The organism is Micromonospora sp. NPDC005173, assembly GCF_040608515.1.
Taxonomy (GTDB): domain Bacteria; phylum Actinomycetota; class Actinomycetes; order Mycobacteriales; family Micromonosporaceae; genus Micromonospora.
Genome location: NZ_JBEXIK010000005.1, coordinates 120,462 through 136,697, shown reverse-complemented (window position 1 = coordinate 136,697; position 16,236 = coordinate 120,462). Strand labels below are relative to the sequence as shown.

Genomic DNA, 16,236 nt, shown 5'->3' with positions numbered 1-16,236 from the left:
ACGCGACGCGGCGGACGACACCATCCGCCGTCGCGCTCACGACGCTGGGTGTGCGACCGGCGACGGCCCGTCGCGGTGTCGGCTGTTACGGGCGGGCGTGGCGGAGCATGAGGACGCCGTCGTCGGCGGCGAGTACGTGCCGCAGCGGCAGCTGCCGGGGCGGCGTGGCGGCGCCGGCGGTGATCCGACCCGGGCCCGGGCCGGCGAGCAGCGGCGACACGGTGAGGCACAGCTCGTCGATCAGGTCGGCGGCGGTGAGCGCGCCGAACAGGTGCGGGCCACCCTCGCAGAGCAGTTGGGACAGCCCACGCCGGTGCAGCTCGTCGAGCCCGGCGGCCAGGTCGACCCGGTCCGCGCCGAAGGGCAGCACGTCGGCGACGTCGGTGAGACCGGGCGGCGGGTCGGCGCCGGCGTGGGTGAGCACGATCGGGCGTACCGGCGCGTCGGCGAGGGCGGCCTGCGCGGGGTCCAGGTCGAGCGTGCCGGAGACGACCACCAGCGTCGGGTACTCGGCCAGCCCGTTCGCGCGGCGCCAGGCGCGGCGGCGCTCGTCGAGCCGAACCGCCCGGTAGCCCTCGTGCCGGAGCGTGCCGGCGGCCACCACCAGCGCGTCGCAGAGCATCCGCAGCAGCCCGAAGACCCGCTTGTCCGGCTCGCCGGAGAGCCCGGCGGAGTAGCCGTCCACGGAGACCGCGCCGTCCAGGCTGGAGACGAAGTTGACCCGCAGCCGGGGCCGGTCGGCGCGGCCGTAGAGCGTGGTCAGAGCGGCGTCGTCGAGCGGCAGCTCGGACGGCTCGGGCCAGAGCCGTCGGATCGGGATTCCGACGGTCATTCGCTGGCCGGACCAGTGACCGGAGGGGTCGGTCGGGCGGTACGGTGCTGACAGTCGCACCAGTTCCGGCCCGGGCATTCGTCGTGTCGCCGGGCCCGGCACGCTCGGCAGATCATGCTCGAAGCCTAAGCCGCGGGAGGACAGGGACAGCATGCCGCGTCAGATCTTTCAGCTGAAGATGTCCCTCGCCGGCGTACGCCCGCCGGTGTGGCGCCGGGTGCTCGTCCCGGCCGGCTACACGTTGGACCGACTGCATCGGGTGGTCCAGCACGCGATGGGCTGGCGCGACTGCCACCTGCACTCGTTCGAGATCGACGCTGTGCAGTACGGCGAACCCGACCCGGACGGGGAGTTGGCGCTGCACGACGAGCTGGACGTTCGGCTGGACGCGGTCCTCGGCAAGGGCAGTCGGTTCTCCTACACCTACGACTTCGGGGACTGGTGGGAGCACGACCTGGTGGTCGAGGACGCGCTGACCGCCGACCCCGATGAGCGGTACCCGATCTGTCTCGACGGCGAGCGGGCCTGCCCACCGGAGGGTATCGGCGGGCCGCTGGGCTACCGCGCGCTGCTGGTCGCGCTGGCCGAGCAGGGCGATCCGGCGGACCTCGACGACCCACAGCAGGCGATGCTGCGCGACTGGGCAGGCTCCACGTTCGACCCCTCCCGCTTCGACGCCAGCCGCACCAACACCCTCCTGCGCCGCTTCTGCTGACGTCGCGCCACCCACCGCTCGCTCCTGCCGCGCCGCCCACTGTGGGGTGAGGCGCCTGGCGGGCCGGTGGCGGTAACGATCTGGGAACGCTCCCATCGACCTATTGACACCCCCGTTACCCGCCGGCAATCTCATGGGAGCGCTCCCGGGAGTGTCGTGGGTCACCCACGCTCCCCGGATCCGGCGTGGCAAGCACCCCCCACCACACCCACCCAGCCTCACCACCGGAAAGAGGGGTCAGCGAATGAGTGTCACCACGCGGCGTACCCGCCTGGCGGCCGCTGCCCTGGCCGCGATCACCGCAATCGGCGGTCTCGCGGCCTGCGGCAACGACGACGAGCCGGCGGCCGGCGAGAAGCCGGCAAAGCTGGTCGTCGACACCTTCGGCGAATTCGGCTACGACGAGATCGTCAAGCAGTACGAGAAGGACACCGGGATCAAGGTCGAGCTGCGCAAGACCGCCCAGCTCAACGAGTACCGCCCGAAGATCGTCCGCGCGCTGGCCACCGGCAAGGGCGCCTCCGACGTCATCGCGCTCGAAGAGGGCATCCTCAACGAGTTCAAGGCCAACCCGGCCAACTGGGCCGACCTCGCTCCGCTGGTCGCCGACCACAGCAAGGACTACCTGCCCTGGAAGTACGAGCTGGGCAAGGCGCCGGACGGCCGGCTGATCGGCCTGCCCACCGACGTCGGCAGCCTCGCGGTCTGCTACCGCCGGGACCTGTTCGAGGCCGCCAAGCTGCCCACCGAGCGGGACCAGGTCGCCGCCCTCTGGCCGGACTGGAACGGCTTCATCGAGACCGGCAAGAAGTACCGCGCGGCCACCGGCAAGGGGATGCTCGACTCGGTCACCACCGCCTCCAGCGCCGTGATGTTCCAGAAGGGCGGTGACCTGTTCTACGACAAGGAGGACAACGTCGTCGCCGAGACCAGCTCGTCGGTCAAGGCGGCCTGGGACACCGGTGTCGCCATGGCGGACGCCAACATCTCCGCGAAGACGGCGACCTGGTCGCCGGAGTGGTCGGCCGGTTTCAAGCAGGGCACCTTCGCGGCGACCTTCTGCCCGTCCTGGATGCTCGGCATCGTCCAGGAGAACTCCGGACCGGAGAACAAGGGCAAGTGGGACGTGGCGGCGGTCCCCGGCGGCGCGGGCAACTGGGGCGGCTCCTGGCTCGCCGTGCCGGAGCAGAGCAAGTACCAGAAGGAGGCGGCGAAGCTCGCCGAGTACCTCACCAACGCCCAGAACCAGGTGGCGGCGTTCAAGCTCAAGGGCCCACTGCCGACCAACCTTGAGGCGCTGAAGAACCCGGACTTCCTCGCCTACACCAACGAGTACTTCAACAACGCCCCGACCGGCAAGATCTTCGGGGACAGCGTGGCGAAGATCCAGCCGCTGCACCTCGGCCCGAAGCACCAGGGCATCAAGGAGAACGCCTTCGAGCCGGCACTGCGGTCGTACGAGAGCGGGCAGGCCGCGAAGGACAAGGCCTGGGAGCAGTTCGCCAAGGACGCCAAGACCCAGGGCGCCTTCTGACCTCTGATTCCTCTCCACAGCGGTGGCGTCCGGGCAGCCGTCCGGACGCCACCGGTGGCGTCCTGTTCCGCGTGCCACCCCGCAGCGCCGGCCTCCCGGCGCCGGGAAAGGAAATCCCATGAGCCTGCCGGCCACGACGGCGCCGCCGCCTCCCGCCGCGCCGCCCCCTGACCCGTCCACCCCGCGCCGGTCCCGCGCGCACTCGCTGACCCGCCTGGACCTGAAGTTCTCGCCGTACCTCTACATCGCGCCATTCTTCGTGATCTTCGGCGTCTTCGGGTTCTACCCGATGCTGCGGACCGCCTGGATGTCGCTGCACGACTGGAACCTGGTCGGTGACCACACCTTCATCGGGTTCGACAACTACACCGCACTCGTCACCGACGAGTACTTCTGGAACGCCACGGTCAACACCTTCGGCATCTTCCTGCTCTCCACCGTCCCGCAGCTACTGCTCGCCCTCTTCCTGGCGAACCTGCTGAACCGGACCTTCCTGCGCGCCCGGACGGTGTTCCGGATGGCGATCTTCATGCCGAACGTGGTCTCGGTCGCCGCGGTGGCCATCGTGTTCGGGATGCTCTTCCAACGCGACTTCGGCGTGTTCAACTGGCTGCTCGGCATGGTCGGCATCGACCCGGTGGACTGGGACGCGCAACGCTGGAGCTCCTGGACCGCCGTCGCGTCGATGGTCAACTGGCGGTGGACCGGCTACAACACGCTGATCCTGCTGGCCGGCATGCAGGCCATCCCGCGCGACCTGTACGAGGCCGCGTCGATCGACGGGGCCAACCAGTGGAAGCAGTTCTGGCGGATCACCCTGCCGATGCTCACCCCGACCTTCGTCTTCGTGGTGATCCTGTCGACCATCGGCGGACTGCAGCTCTTCACCGAGCCGCTGGTCTTCGCCAACGGCAACATCACCGGTGGCGACCAGCGGGAGTTCCAGACGCTGGCCATGTACATGTACGAGCTCGGCATCGAGAACCTGAACACGGCGGGGTACGGCGCCGCCGTGGCCTGGGCGATGTTCATCATGATCGCGCTGTTCTCGCTGCTCAACTTCCTGCTCGTCCGCCGCTCGGTGAAGTGAGGAGACAGCCGTGAACTCCGCCTCCCAGCGCCTCTGGCGCACCAGCCCGCTGACCTACTGCGCACTCGTGCTCGCGGTGCTCTTCTCGATCTATCCCTTCTACTACATGATCGTCATCGCCACCCGCAGCCTGGACGCCATCAACGACGTGCCGCCGCCGATGACGCCCGGCGACTCGTTCGGCGACAACTTCGGCCGGGTGCTCGACAACGACGCGGCGAACTTCGTCACCGGCCTGATCAACTCGCTGATCGTCTCGTCGGTGGTCACCCTCTCCGTGGTGATCACCGGGTCGCTGGCCGGCTTCGCGTTCGCCAAGCTGCGTTTCCGGGGCCGCAACGTCCTGCTGCTGTCGATCATCGTGACCATGATGATCCCCACCCAGCTCGGTCTGATCCCGCTCTGGGGGATGATCCAGGATTTCGGCTGGTACGACACCCTCTACGCGGTGACCGTGCCGTTCCTGGTCAGCGCGTTCGGCGTGTTCATGATGCGGCAGTACGCCAGCCAGGCGGTCTCCGACGAGCTGATCGAGGCCGGCCGAGTCGACGGGGCCAACACGTTCCGGATCTACTGGAACATCGTGCTGCCGGCGCTGCGGCCCGCCGCAGCCGTGCTCGGCCTGCTCACCTTCATGGAGACGTGGAACTCCTACCTGTGGCCGTACGCGGTGCTCACCCCGGAGAACCCCACCCTGCAGGTGTCGCTGGCGTTCCTGTCGTACGCCTACTACACCGACTACTCCCAGGTGTTCGCCGCCACGGCGATCGGTACCGTACCGCTGGTCATCGTGTTCATCGTGTTCGGCCGCCAGATCATCGGCGGGATCATGGAAGGTGCCGTCAAGTCGTGAGCAACCCCGCCAGCCCGCCCGCCGTCGGCGTCCTCGACGAGCGCCCCGGGCTGACCTTTCCGCCCGGCTTCCTGTGGGGGGCCGCGACAGCGGCGTACCAGATCGAGGGGGCGGCGGCCGAGGACGGCCGTACCCCGTCGATCTGGGACACCTTCAGCCACACCGACGGCCGGGTGCTCGCCGGGCACACCGGCGACGTGGCCTGCGACCACTACCACCGGCTTCGCGGCGACGTCGCGCTGATGGCCGAGCTGGGCCTGAAGTCGTACCGTTTCTCGGTCTCCTGGCCCCGGGTGCAGCCCGGCGGCACCGGTGCGGCCAACCCGCAGGGCCTGGACTTCTACCGGCGGCTCGTCGACGAGCTGCTGGCGCACGACATCGAGCCGTGGCTCACCCTCTACCACTGGGACCTGCCGCAGCCGCTGGAGGACGCCGGCGGCTGGCCGGCCCGGGACACCGCCGCCCGCTTCGCCGACTACACGACGCTGGTCGCCGACGCGCTCGGCGACCGGGTGCGCTACTGGACCACGCTGAACGAGCCGTGGTGCTCGGCGTTCCTCGGCTACGGCTCCGGCGTGCACGCCCCCGGCCGCTCCGACGGCGCGGACGCCGTCCGCGCCGGACACCACCTGATGCTCGGGCACGGCCTGGCCGTGCAGGCGCTGCGGACCGCCCGGCCCAGCGCCGAGGTGGGCGTGACGGTCAACCTGTACCCGGTCGACCCGGCCAGCGACGCCCCCGCCGACGTGGACGCGGCCCGGCGGATCGACGCGCTGGCCAACCGGTTCTTCCTCGACCCGCTGCTGCGCGGGTCGTACCCGGCGGACCTGGTGGCCGACCTGAGCACGGTGACCGACTTCGACCACGTGCGCGACGGGGACCTGGCGACCATCTCCACGCCACTGGACGTGGTCGGGGTCAACTACTACAGCCGGCACGTGGTCGCCGCCCCGGTCGAGGGCGCGGAGCCGGAGCCGTACTGGCGGGCACCCTCCTGCTGGCCGGGTAGCGAGGACGTCCGGTTCGTCACGCGCGGCGTCCCGGTCACCGACATGAACTGGGAGATCGACGCCCCGGGCCTGACCGAGACGTTGCGCCGGGTGCACGACGAGTACACCGACCTGCCGCTCTACGTCACCGAGAACGGCTCCGCGTTCGTCGACACGGTGGTCGACGGGCAGGTCGACGACGTCGACCGGTTGGCCTACTTCGACGCCCACCTGCGCGCCGCGCGCGAAGCGATCAACGCCGGGGTGCCCCTGCGCGGATACTTCGCCTGGTCGCTGATGGATAATTTCGAATGGGCCTGGGGTTACACCAAGCGGTTCGGCATGATCCATGTCGACTACGACAGCCAGGTCCGCATCCCCAAGTCCAGTGCCAGGTGGTACGCCTCGGTGATCCGACGCAACGGTCTGGCCGCACAATAGGCTCGGGCCAGCCATCAGGGCGGTCCTGGTGTCCACCTCCCGCAGGTGGCACCGGGTCCGCCCGCCGTCGGAGGAGCAGACGATGACAACGCAGCGCACCCGGTCGCTCGGGCGCCCGACCCTCGATGCGGTCGCGGCGCGCGCCGGCGTCGGGCGGGGCACGGTCTCCCGCGTGGTCAACGGCTCGCCCCAGGTCAGCCCGGAGGCCCGGGCCGCGGTCCAGCAGGCCATCGCCGAGTTGGGGTACGTGCCGAACCGGGCCGCCCGCGCGCTGGTCACCCAGCGGACCGACTCCGTCGCGCTGGTGGTGTCCGAATCCGGTGATCGGGTCTTCACCGAGCCGTTCTTCGCCGGCATCGTGCGGGGGATCAGCTCCGCGCTGTTGGAGACGCCGATGCAGCTCTGGCTGGCCATGGCCCAGTCGCCGGTGGAGCGGGAGCGGGTCGAGCACCACCTGACCAACCAGCACGTCGACGGCGTACTGCTGCTGTCGTTGCACGACTCCGACCCGCTGCCGACCCTGCTGGAGGAGCGCGGCCTGCCCGCCGTCCTCGGCGGCCGGCCCGCCCGGATGCTGCAACCGGGCGCCCAGGCGGCCTGGTTCGTCGACGTGGACAACGTTGGCGGCGCGCGGCAGGCGGTGGAGTACCTGGCCGGCCGGGGGCGGCGCCGGATCGCCACCATCGCCGGGCCGCAGGACATGGGCGCCGGCCTGGCCCGGTTGGTTGGCTACACCGAGGCGGTCAAGGCCACCGGGGCCGGCGTCAACCCCGACCTGATCGCGTACGGCGACTTCAGCGAGGGCAGCGGCGCGGCCGGCATGCGGCGGCTGCTGGATGCCTGCCCGGACCTGGACGCGGTCTTCGTCGCGTCCGACCTGATGGCGTTCGGCGCGCTGCGTACCCTGCGCGAGGCCGGACGGCGGGTGCCCGAGGACGTCGCGGTGATCGGCTTCGACGACGCGCCGATCTCCCGGCAGGCGGATCCGCCGCTGACCACGGTCTTCCAGCCGGTGGAGGAGATGGGCCGGCAGATGGCCCGGCTGCTGGTCGCCCGCATCCGCGGCGACGACCTCCCAGCCCCCCACATCCTCCTGGACACCCAACTAGTCCACCGCGCCTCCGCCTAACTCGAAAATCGAACCGCACGTAGACGCGCGGCAGCATCCCGCGTAGCGAAGCGGAGCGGGATGGGTTCTTGCTGGGTGGGCGGCTGTTATGCGGCGAGGTCGAGGGTGACGCGGTAGCCGAGGGCTTCGAGGTGGTGGATGTGGTTGCGTTTGCGGCGTTCGGTGTCGGTGCGGGTGAGGTAGAAGTCGGCTCCGAGGTCGTGGAAGCGGGTTTCGGGGTTGGATAGCAGGTGCCAGATGATGGTCAGGACCGAGCGGCCGACTGCGACGATCGCGCGTTTGGCGCCGCGTCGTCGGGCGATGCGCCGGTATCGTTCGCCGAGGAACGTGCTGGTCCGGGCGGCGGAAACCGCGATCTGCCCGAGGACGCGGGCGAGGTAGCGGTTGCCGTGTCCGGTTGATCCGTTGCCTTTGCGGCGGCCGGCTGACTCCTTGACACCGGGGGCGAACTTGGCCCAGCCCGCCAGGTGGGCTGGCGTGGGGAAGCGGGTCATGTCCACGCCGATCTCGGCGATGATCGCGGCAGCGGCGGCCGGGCCGACCCCGGGGATGTCAAGCAGCCGGGCCGCCGCCGGGGCGAAAGGGGCCAGTTGCGCCTCGATCCGGGCGTCGACGTCGCGGATGTCGGCCTCGATCGCCTCGACTCGGGCGATCATTTTGCCCAGCAGGAACGCGTGGTGGTCGGTGAAGTGGCCGGTGAGGGCTTCCTGCAGCGCGGGGATCTTGCGTCGCAGGCTGGAACGGGCCAGTTCGGCCAACGTGTGAGGGTCACGCTGCCCGGCGATCAGCGCTGCCATCATCGCCCGCCCGGACGTGCCGAACAGGTCGCTGACCACGACCGACAGCTTGATCTGCGCGTCTTCGAGCAGCTTCTCCGCCCGGTTGCGTTCCGCCCCGGCCTCGGCGATCAGATCGACCCGGTAGCGGGTCAGGTCCCGCAGCATCCGGATCGGCGAGGGTGGCACGAAACTCGGCCGGATCATCTGCCGTTCGGCGACCTTGCACAACCACACCGCGTCCAGCTTGTCGGTCTTCGGCCGGCCCGGTAGATGCTTGACGTCGCGGGCGTTGACCAGCCACACCTCGAAGCCGTGCGCTTCCAACAGGTAGAACACCGGCTTCCAGTAGTCACTGGTGGCTTCCATCACCACCCGGGTCACCCCCAGCACGGCCAGGCGTTCCGCCAGCCCGATCAACGATCGGGTCATCGTCGGGTAGGTCCGCACCTCCTGCAGCCGCCGCCCGGGAGTAGCGTCGTCCGGCACTCGTGCGCAGCACACCAGCGATGCCTTACCGATATCCAAGCCGGCGACATGCGTGATGATCTCTTCCTCGTCGTGCGCCCGTTCCAGCACTACACCCTCCTAGCAGCACAAACAGCAAGGACGGTCGCCCGCGGCAGCCACAGAACGGGTGAATCTAACTCGCGTGCTCGCAGCAACAGTGAAGGGCCCATAACGCGGCTGCCCGCGTCCGACTAACCCACGACCTCGTACGGACCAAGGAGATACGACGTCAGCGGGCGACCAACACGATTTTCAGCCCGGAACGGGCCACCTCGCCAGAGGCGACAGGGACTAACCCCCCGGCCTCCCCGGTCCCGCCCCCTCGCGCCCGCGCCCGCTCGCGCCCCCTCGCGGCGTGATCATGAGGTTGACGGGGACAATTCGGGCACGACGCACCGCTAACCTCATGATCACCGGGTGAAGCGCGCATGATCGCGCTCGATCCTGGATGTAGTGGTGTTGGGCTTGGGCGAGGGGACTACATCCTGGATCGAGCGCGATCATCGGGTGCGGCGTGCGGCGTGCGGCGTGCGGCGTGCGGCGTGCGGCGTGCGGGGTGCGGTGGGTGGCGTGGTCAGGCGGGGGTGGGGGTCCAGCGGCGGAGTTCGCGCTTGGCCAGGGAGTTGCGGTGGACCTCGTCGGGGCCGTCGGCCAAACGCAGGGTGCGGATCTGCGCCCAGAGGGCGGCCAGCGGCGTGTCCTGGCTGACGCCGGCGCCGCCGTACCCCTGGATGGCCTTGTCGACCACCCACTCCGCCATCGCCGGCGTGCCGATCTTGATGGCCTGGATCTCGGTGTGCGCGCCCTTGTTGCCGACGGTGTCCATCAGCCAGGCCGTCTTGAGCACCAGCAGCCGGGACTGCTCGATGCGCACCCGTGACTCGGCGATCCACTCCCGGACCACGCCCTGCTCGGCCAGCGGCCGGCCGAACGCGATCCGCTCGTTGGCCCGCCGGCAGAGCAGCTCCAACGCCCGCTCGGCCATCCCGATCATCCGCATGCAGTGATGGATGCGGCCCGGGCCCAGTCGGGCCTGGGCGATGGCGAAACCGGTGCCCTCGGCGCCGATCAGGTTCTCCGCCGGCACCCGGACGTCGGTGAAGTCGATCTCGGCGTGCCCGCCATGGGAACCGTCGGTGTAGCCGAAGACGGTCATGCCCCGGCGCACCGTCACCCCCGGGGTGTCCCGGGGGACCAGCACCATGCTCTGCTGGCGGTGCCGGTCGGCGTCCGGGTCGGTCTTGCCCATCACGATGAAGATCTCGCAGCGCGGGTCCATCGCACCGGACGACCACCACTTGCGCCCGTTGATCACGTACTCGTCGCCGTCGCGGGTGATCCGGGTGGCGATGTTGGTGGCGTCGGAGGACGCGACGTCCGGCTCGGTCATGCAGAACGCGGAGCGGATCTCGCCCTCCAGCAGCGGCATGAGCCAGCGCTCCCGCTGCGCGTCCGAGCCGAACTCGGCCAGCAGTTCCATGTTGCCGGTGTCCGGAGCCGCACAGTTGACCGCCTCCGGTGCCAGGTGCGGGCTGCGCCCGGTCAGCTCGGCGAGCGGGGCGTACTGGAGGTTGGTCAGGCCGGCGCCGTAGCGCGGGTCGGGCAGGAAGAGGTTCCACAGGCCGCGCTTGCGGGCCTCCGCCTTCAGCTCGGCCAGCACCGGCGTACGCGACCACGGGTCGCCGGCGACCGCCTGCTCGGCGTGCACCGCCTCGGCTGGATAGACGTGCTCGGTCAGGAACCGGGTCAGCTCGTCGCGCAGCTCCTCGGTCCGGGCGTCGTACGAGAAATCCATCACCGCTCCCTGGCGGCGGTCAGCCCGTGTTCGACCAGCGGTGCCACCATGTCGCCGATCCGGTCGAAGCCCTCGCCGAGCGTCTGCCCGAGCGTGTGGCGGTAATGGATGCCCTCGCAGATGACCGCGAGCTTGAAACAGCCGAGCGCCACGTGCCAGTGCAGCGGCCCGACGTCGACGTCGCTGCGCCCGGCGTACCGGTCGATCAACTCGGCGCCGGTGGGGAAGCCGGCGCGCGGGCCGAGCCCGTCGGCGACCGGATTGCCGGCGGTCGTCTCGCTGTCGCCCAGCACGTTCCAGTACGTCAGTAGCAGCCCCAGGTCGGCGAGCGGGTCGCCGAGGGTGGCCATCTCCCAGTCGAGCACCGCGTGCACTGCCACCGGGTCGGCCGAGGCGAGGAGATTGTCCAGCCGGTAGTCGCCGTGCACGATCCGGCCCGCGTTCGCACCCTCGGGCGCGGTCGCCGCGAGCAGGTCGCGCAGCTCGTCGATGCCGGGCAGTGGGCGGCTGCGCGAGCGGTCGAGCTGCCCGGCCCAGCGGCGGACCTGCCGGGCCAGGTAGCCCTCGGGACGGCCGAAGTCGCTCAGCCCGACCGCGGCCGGCTCGACGGTGTGCAGCGCGGCCAGGGTGTCCATCATCGCCATTGCGAGGGCCCGGCGTCGCTCGTCGCCCAGCGGGTCGGTCTGGTGGCGGTTGCGGAACACCTCGCCGGGCATCCGCTCCATCAGGTAGAACGGCGCGCCGAGCACCTCCGGGTCCGTGCAGAGCAGCAGCGCACCCGGCACCGGCACATCGGTCGGCGCCAGCGCCGAGATGACCCGGAACTCGCGGGCCATGTCGTGGGCGGTCGCCAGCACGTGCCCCAGCGGCGGCCGGCGCAGCACGACCTCGCGGTCGCCGAGGCGCAGCAGGTAGGTGAGGTTGGACTTGCCGCCCGCGATCAGTTGGGCCCGCAGCGGCCCGACGGCCAACTCGGGGCGGTGCTCTGCCAGATAGTCGGCGAGCCGAGCCAGGTCCAGCCCGGCGGGCGAGGCCGGAACGGCTCCCGGCCGGATCGCATCGACGGCCGGATCGGTCATCCGACTAGTTGATGGCAGCCGGCTCACGTTGTCAAGGTCGGATTTTGCCCTCGGGACATGCCTCTGCAACAGGGACGAAATGGTCACGGACCAGGCTGGGACCAGCCCTGCCGGCCACTGCCGGCCCGCCGAGCGGAGGGACAGACATGTTGCTGCGAGTTCGGGTCACCCTGCCGGACCGTCCGGGCACCCTCGGCCAGGTCGCCCGCACGCTGGGCGTATCCGGCGCGGACATCGTCCAGGTGGTGGTCCTGGAGCGGCTCGGCGGGCGCGCGGTGGACGACTTCACGGTGGTCTGGCCGGGCGCGGCCCGGGTGGAGCGGCTGCTGGCCGGCCTCGCGGCGATTCCGGGCGTCCGGGTGGACGGTGTGTGGCGGGCGATCGGCGCGCCCACCACCACCGGCCAGGACGCGGAGCTGCTGGCCCAGGTCGCGGCGAACCCCGCCGACGGGCTGGCCACCCTGGTCGACGCGGTACCCGGGCTGCTGGCGGCCGACTGGGCCGTTGCCGCCGTGGTGCCGCTGGACTGGGCGTCGCGGACCGGAGGCGCCGGCGGGGCGACCGTCGAGCACGCCAGCTGGCGTGCTCCCGTACCGCTGCGGCTGCCGGAGGTGACCCCGCTGCGCGGCCGGTCGGTGACCACGCCCGACGACACGCACCACGCGATCACGCCGTTCGGCCGGGCCGGCCTGGTGCTGGTGGTGGCCCGTGAGCACAGCGACACCCTCTCCGCCGCCGCGTTCCACAGCACCGAGGTGGACCGGCTCACCCAGCTCGTCCGGGCCAGCGCGGTGATCCTCGGTGACCGGCTGGACCTGGTCGGCGCGCCTCCGGTGGTCGCTGGCCCCTGAGCAACCCGAGGAGTTCCCGGGACGTCACCGGCGAGCAACCGGGCGGCAACAGCCGGAGGCGAGGCTCATACCGGGGAAGGGAGCCAACCATGACGTTGTGGCGGATTCGAGCCACCGTGGACGACCGACCGGGGTACCTGTCGGTTCTCACGGCGAGCCTCGCGCTGCGCGGGGTCAACATCCTCACCGTGCAGGTGCAACCCACCGAGCACGGCGCGGTGGACGATTTCCTGGTCGACGCGCCGGACGCGCTCGACGAGGCCGAACTGATCGCCGCCGTCGAGCGGGGTCGGGGCCGGGACTGCTGGGTGGCGCGCAGCGAGGCGCGCGGCCTGGCCGACCAGCCCACCCGGGTGCTCGGGCTGGCCAACCGGCTGGTGCGCGACCCCGACGCGACGGGCGAGGCGCTGCGTACCCTGCTCGGTGCGGATTCGGTCAGCTGGCGGCCCGCGTCGATCGGCCTCGACCGGGGGATCGTCGGCGCCAGCATGCTGCTGGCCGACCCGGCGGGCGGCTCGTTCGCGCTGCGGCGGGCCGCGCCCGCCTTCACTCCGGCGGAGTACGCGCGGGCGCAGGCCCTGGTCGAGTTGGCCGCCACGGTGGCGCGCCGGGCCGCCGAACAGGTCACCCTGGTGCTGCCTGACGGTGCCGAGCTGACCGTCCGGCCGGCCTGCGCGGATGACGTGGCGGGCGTGCTGGAGCTGCACGAGGGTTGCTCAGTGCGCAGCCGGCACCGGCGCTACCTGGGCGGGGCGGCGCTGCCGCAGCCGGCCCGACTGCGTCGGCTGCTGGAGCCGAGCCGAGGGCTGACCCTGATCGCCTCGGCACCTGCCTCCGACGGTGTGGCGGAGTCGGTGGTCGCGATGGCGAACCTGCTCGGCGAGGGCGACGAGGCCGAGGTGGCGTTGCTGGTACGCGACGACTGGCAGCGGCGAGGGCTGGGCTCGGCGCTGCTGCGCCGGCTGGTCGGGCACGCCGACCGGGCCGGGTACGCGGCGTTGCTGCTGCACGTCCAGGCCGAGAACACCCCGATGCTGCGGACCCTGCGCCGGCTGGATCGGCCCAGTGTTGCCGAGCGTGACGGCGCCCTGCTCACCCTCACCGTTCCACTCGCCGTCCCCGCTCCGGTGGAAAGGAAGGGCACCTTCCTGACGCCCGGGGCATAGCAGGAACTCCGCCAGCGCGGTGTCGAGCGGGCCCCCTGCCGTGCCGCCAGGGGGCCCTTCCGCACACCTCGATCAGGTGGTGGGGTAGCTGCTGTAGTCGGGGAAGTTGCCGTAAAGCCGGCTGTCGCCGCCGACGGTGACCGCCTGCACCAGCAGGTCGCCGCCGACGAACGCGCCCTTCCAGGAGGCGCCCCGGCCACCGAACGCCTCGTCCCGGTCGCCGCGCGAGCGCGGCTTGTTGATGCCCACCTTGAACGCCTGGAGGTCCACCGCGAGCTTGCCGGCCTCGTCGGTGTCGTCGCAGGCCAGCGACGCGACCAGCGCGCCGTTGGAGGCGTTCATCGCGGCCAGCAGTTCGTCGGTGGTGTCGACCACGACGATCGTGTCGACCGGCCCGAACGGCTCGGCGTGCATCAGCCGGGACCGGCCGGGCGGGGCGAGCAGCACCGACGGCGCCACGTACGCCGAGGTGTCCTGCTCGGGCAGGAACGGTGCGCCGGTCAGCTTGCCCCGGTGCAGCGGCACCGCGCCGCCGCGGACCGCCTCGTCGACCTTGCGGTGCAGCTCGTCGGCCTTGGCGGCGCTGATCAGCGGCCCGAAGTCCAGCTCGGGCAGCGGGTCGCCGGGCCGCCAGGTCTCGTCCACGGCGAGCGGGTGGCCGAAGCGGACCGAGCGCACCACCGGCAGGTACATGTCGAGGAACTCGTCGACCAGGTCGCGCTGCACCACGAACCGGGGGTACGCGGTGCAGCGCTGCTTGCCGTACTCGAAGCCCTTCTTCAGGTGCGTGGCGAGCAGGTCCCACTGGGAGAAGTTCCAGATGCCCCAGGCGTTGAGGCCCTCCTGCTCGATGAAGTGCCGCTTGTCGCTGTCCAGCAGCGCGGCGGCCACCTTGCCCCCGTTGGAGCGCCCGCCGACGAACGCCACCGCCCCGATCTCCGGCGCGCGGACCAGCACTTCGGACAGTTCCTCGCCGCCGCCGGAGACCAGCGTGGCGGGCAGCCCGGCCCGGCGCATCAGCGCGTGCGCGACGGTCAGGCAGACCGCGCCGCCCTGTGACGGGGTCTTGGCGATGACCGCGTTGCCGGCCAGCAGTTGGACCAGCTCGGCGTGCACCAGGACGCTCATCGGGTAGTTCCACGACGCGATGTTGCTGACCGGGCCGGGCAGCGGTTCGCGGCCGTCGGCGAGCATCCGGTCGATCTCGCCTGCATACCAGCGGACGCCGTCCAGCGCGCGGTCCACATCGGCGCAGGCCAGCCGCCACGGCTTGCCGATCTCCCAGACCAGCAGCAGCGCGAGCAGGTCGCGGTGGGCGGTGAGCGCGTCCAGCGCGTCGGTGACCCGGGATTTGCGCTCGGCGAGTGGGGTCTGGGCCCAGGCCCGGTGCGCGGCGGCGGCGTGCGCGACCGCGGCGCGGGCGGTGTCGGCGTCGAGCCGGGGCAGGTTGACCACGACGGTGTTGTCCACCGGGGTGCGGACCGGTGCGGGGCGGCCGATGGCCCGCCAGTCGCCTTCGACCAGGTTGTGCAGGGTGGTGACGCCGTCGATCTCGGCGCCGAACGCCTCCGGGGTGGCGGCCACCGCGCGGGCGAGGACGTCGGACCATGCGGTGCCCTCGGCGAGTCGTAGTGCCATCGCGTTCTCCTCAGGGTTGTCCGGGGAGCGGCGGCGTCGATGGCACCACTGGTGACCGGTACTGTCTCGCGCCGGGTAGCGGGTCAGCAACAGTACGTTTGTCTGGCTGGACACGGTCGCGTCCGCGCAGCCCGGCGGCTCGCTCGATGGCGAACCGTCCGACCTGCGCAGACGTTCCCTGTTAAATCAACGAATATCGATGATGTGACCTAGCCCCCGGGCGCCGTCGACCGGTTACCCGTCAGTACGGATCGACGGCGGGAGCGGATCAACCGCCCAGTGCGTCGACCGCCTCGGCGGTGGTGCAGACCGTGCCCAGCGCGCGGAAGATGTTGTTCACCGCGAACTCGTGCGCGGACGTCTGGAGGCCGCTCATCGCGTCCTGCGGCAGCACCACCCGATAGCCGATCTCGTAGCCGATCCGGGCGGTCTGTTCCACCCCGTAGTTGGTGGCCACGCCGGCCACCACCAGCGTGTCGACGCCCCGCTCGCGCAGCGTCGCGTCCAGGCCGGTGTCCTGGAACGGGCCCCAGGTGCGCTTGGTGATCTCCAGGTCGCCCGGGTGTGGCGCAACCTCCGGCACCAGTTGGCTGCCGGCTGACTGTGGATCGACGCCCGGCTGGTCGAACCGGACCACCACGACCAACGCCCCGGCGGCGCGTGCGGCGTCGGCGAGCGCGACGCACCGGGCCACCACCTCGGCGCCGGAGTGCGGGGCGAGGGCCTGGTCGACCATCTGTCGTTGTAGGTCGATCAGAAGGATGGCGGTACGGGATGGTTCCAGGGCATTCATCGGCCGACCCTAGCAACGGCGCGACCGGCCGCCGGAGGAGCTCCG

At 71.2% G+C, this 16,236-nt stretch carries 14 protein-coding genes; 8 read left to right on the top strand and 6 right to left on the bottom strand.

What is annotated here, in order from left to right; translation table 11 throughout:
* Positions 1 to 85: 85 nt before the first annotated feature.
* Positions 86 to 832: a pyrimidine reductase family protein gene (locus ABZV00_RS09375; protein ID WP_355603423.1), complete on the bottom strand. Its 747-nt coding sequence runs from the start codon at positions 830 to 832 to the stop codon at positions 86 to 88.
* Positions 833 to 983: 151 nt separating this feature from the next.
* Here ABZV00_RS09375 and ABZV00_RS09370 point away from each other — a divergent pair, with 151 nt between their 5' ends.
* From ABZV00_RS09370 to ABZV00_RS09345, 6 genes are all read left to right on the top strand, one after another.
* Positions 984 to 1,547, top strand: a complete 564-nt coding sequence (locus ABZV00_RS09370; protein WP_355603420.1) for a plasmid pRiA4b ORF-3 family protein — start codon at positions 984 to 986, stop codon at positions 1,545 to 1,547.
* A 244-nt stretch (positions 1,548 to 1,791) separates the two neighbouring features.
* Entirely contained in the window at positions 1,792 to 3,081 is a 1,290-nt protein-coding gene (locus ABZV00_RS09365; RefSeq protein ID WP_328425038.1) for an extracellular solute-binding protein, read from the top strand.
* A 118-nt stretch (positions 3,082 to 3,199) separates the two neighbouring features.
* Complete coding sequence (locus ABZV00_RS09360; protein ID WP_355603417.1) at positions 3,200 to 4,171, top strand: sugar ABC transporter permease; 972 nt, start codon at positions 3,200 to 3,202, stop codon at positions 4,169 to 4,171.
* Positions 4,172 to 4,181: 10 nt separating this feature from the next.
* A complete protein-coding gene (locus ABZV00_RS09355; protein WP_355603414.1) occupies positions 4,182 to 5,024 on the top strand; it encodes a carbohydrate ABC transporter permease in 843 nt (280 codons plus the stop codon).
* Positions 5,021 to 6,454, top strand: a complete 1,434-nt coding sequence (locus ABZV00_RS09350) for a GH1 family beta-glucosidase (RefSeq protein WP_355603411.1) — start codon at positions 5,021 to 5,023, stop codon at positions 6,452 to 6,454. Before ABZV00_RS09355 ends, ABZV00_RS09350 begins: the two co-directional genes overlap by 4 nt.
* 82 nt (positions 6,455 to 6,536) lie before the next feature.
* On the top strand, positions 6,537 to 7,583 hold the full coding sequence (locus tag ABZV00_RS09345; protein ID WP_355603408.1) for a LacI family DNA-binding transcriptional regulator: 1,047 nt from the start codon (positions 6,537 to 6,539) through the stop codon (positions 7,581 to 7,583).
* 86 nt (positions 7,584 to 7,669) lie between these two features.
* On the opposite strand, the gene ABZV00_RS09340 is transcribed toward ABZV00_RS09345, so the two are convergent.
* The 3 genes from ABZV00_RS09340 to ABZV00_RS09330 form a co-directional block, all read right to left on the bottom strand.
* On the bottom strand, positions 7,670 to 8,938 hold the full coding sequence (locus tag ABZV00_RS09340; protein WP_355603405.1) for an IS110 family transposase: 1,269 nt from the start codon (positions 8,936 to 8,938) through the stop codon (positions 7,670 to 7,672).
* A 505-nt stretch (positions 8,939 to 9,443) separates the two neighbouring features.
* Positions 9,444 to 10,664 (bottom strand): acyl-CoA dehydrogenase family protein, encoded by a 1,221-nt coding sequence (locus tag ABZV00_RS09335; RefSeq protein ID WP_355603402.1) that lies wholly within the window; start codon positions 10,662 to 10,664, stop codon positions 9,444 to 9,446.
* Positions 10,664 to 11,743 carry a phosphotransferase family protein gene (locus ABZV00_RS09330; RefSeq protein ID WP_328425049.1) on the bottom strand — a complete coding sequence of 360 codons (1,080 nt, stop codon included), beginning with the start codon at positions 11,741 to 11,743 and terminating at the stop codon, positions 10,664 to 10,666. The genes ABZV00_RS09335 and ABZV00_RS09330 overlap by 1 nt, the downstream gene beginning before the upstream one ends.
* 146 nt (positions 11,744 to 11,889) lie before the next feature.
* Here ABZV00_RS09330 and ABZV00_RS09325 point away from each other — a divergent pair, with 146 nt between their 5' ends.
* Together ABZV00_RS09325 and ABZV00_RS09320 are read left to right on the top strand one after the other, a co-directional pair.
* Entirely contained in the window at positions 11,890 to 12,594 is a 705-nt protein-coding gene (locus tag ABZV00_RS09325; RefSeq protein ID WP_355603398.1) for an amino acid-binding protein, read from the top strand.
* Positions 12,595 to 12,683: 89 nt separating this feature from the next.
* Positions 12,684 to 13,760: a GNAT family N-acetyltransferase gene (locus tag ABZV00_RS09320; RefSeq protein WP_355603395.1), complete on the top strand. Its 1,077-nt coding sequence runs from the start codon at positions 12,684 to 12,686 to the stop codon at positions 13,758 to 13,760.
* A gap of 72 nt (positions 13,761 to 13,832) precedes the next feature.
* Here the strand turns inward: ABZV00_RS09320 and ABZV00_RS09315 are convergent, their stop codons facing one another.
* Entirely contained in the window at positions 13,833 to 15,398 is a 1,566-nt protein-coding gene (locus tag ABZV00_RS09315) for an aldehyde dehydrogenase family protein (RefSeq protein WP_355603392.1), read from the bottom strand.
* Between the two features lie 268 nt (positions 15,399 to 15,666).
* On the bottom strand, positions 15,667 to 16,191 hold the full coding sequence (locus ABZV00_RS09310) for an isochorismatase family protein (RefSeq protein WP_355603389.1): 525 nt from the start codon (positions 16,189 to 16,191) through the stop codon (positions 15,667 to 15,669).
* Positions 16,192 to 16,236: the final 45 nt, after the last annotated feature.

What these genes read in the sequence shown, in the direction of transcription:
- ABZV00_RS09335 (WP_355603402.1), bottom strand. Translation starts at nt 10,664, where the DNA reads ATGGATTTCTCGTACGACGCCCGGACCGAGGAGCTGCGCGACGAGCTG.
- ABZV00_RS09375 (WP_355603423.1), bottom strand. Translation starts at nt 832, where the DNA reads ATGACCGTCGGAATCCCGATCCGACGGCTCTGGCCCGAGCCGTCCGAG.
- ABZV00_RS09345 (WP_355603408.1), top strand. Translation starts at nt 6,537, where the DNA reads ATGACAACGCAGCGCACCCGGTCGCTCGGGCGCCCGACCCTCGATGCG.
- ABZV00_RS09315 (WP_355603392.1), bottom strand. Translation starts at nt 15,398, where the DNA reads ATGGCACTACGACTCGCCGAGGGCACCGCATGGTCCGACGTCCTCGCC.
- ABZV00_RS09360 (WP_355603417.1), top strand. Translation starts at nt 3,200, where the DNA reads ATGAGCCTGCCGGCCACGACGGCGCCGCCGCCTCCCGCCGCGCCGCCC.
- ABZV00_RS09310 (WP_355603389.1), bottom strand. Translation starts at nt 16,191, where the DNA reads ATGAATGCCCTGGAACCATCCCGTACCGCCATCCTTCTGATCGACCTA.
- ABZV00_RS09370 (WP_355603420.1), top strand. Translation starts at nt 984, where the DNA reads ATGCCGCGTCAGATCTTTCAGCTGAAGATGTCCCTCGCCGGCGTACGC.
- ABZV00_RS09325 (WP_355603398.1), top strand. Translation starts at nt 11,890, where the DNA reads ATGTTGCTGCGAGTTCGGGTCACCCTGCCGGACCGTCCGGGCACCCTC.
- ABZV00_RS09365 (WP_328425038.1), top strand. Translation starts at nt 1,792, where the DNA reads ATGAGTGTCACCACGCGGCGTACCCGCCTGGCGGCCGCTGCCCTGGCC.
- ABZV00_RS09320 (WP_355603395.1), top strand. Translation starts at nt 12,684, where the DNA reads ATGACGTTGTGGCGGATTCGAGCCACCGTGGACGACCGACCGGGGTAC.
- ABZV00_RS09330 (WP_328425049.1), bottom strand. Translation starts at nt 11,743, where the DNA reads ATGACCGATCCGGCCGTCGATGCGATCCGGCCGGGAGCCGTTCCGGCC.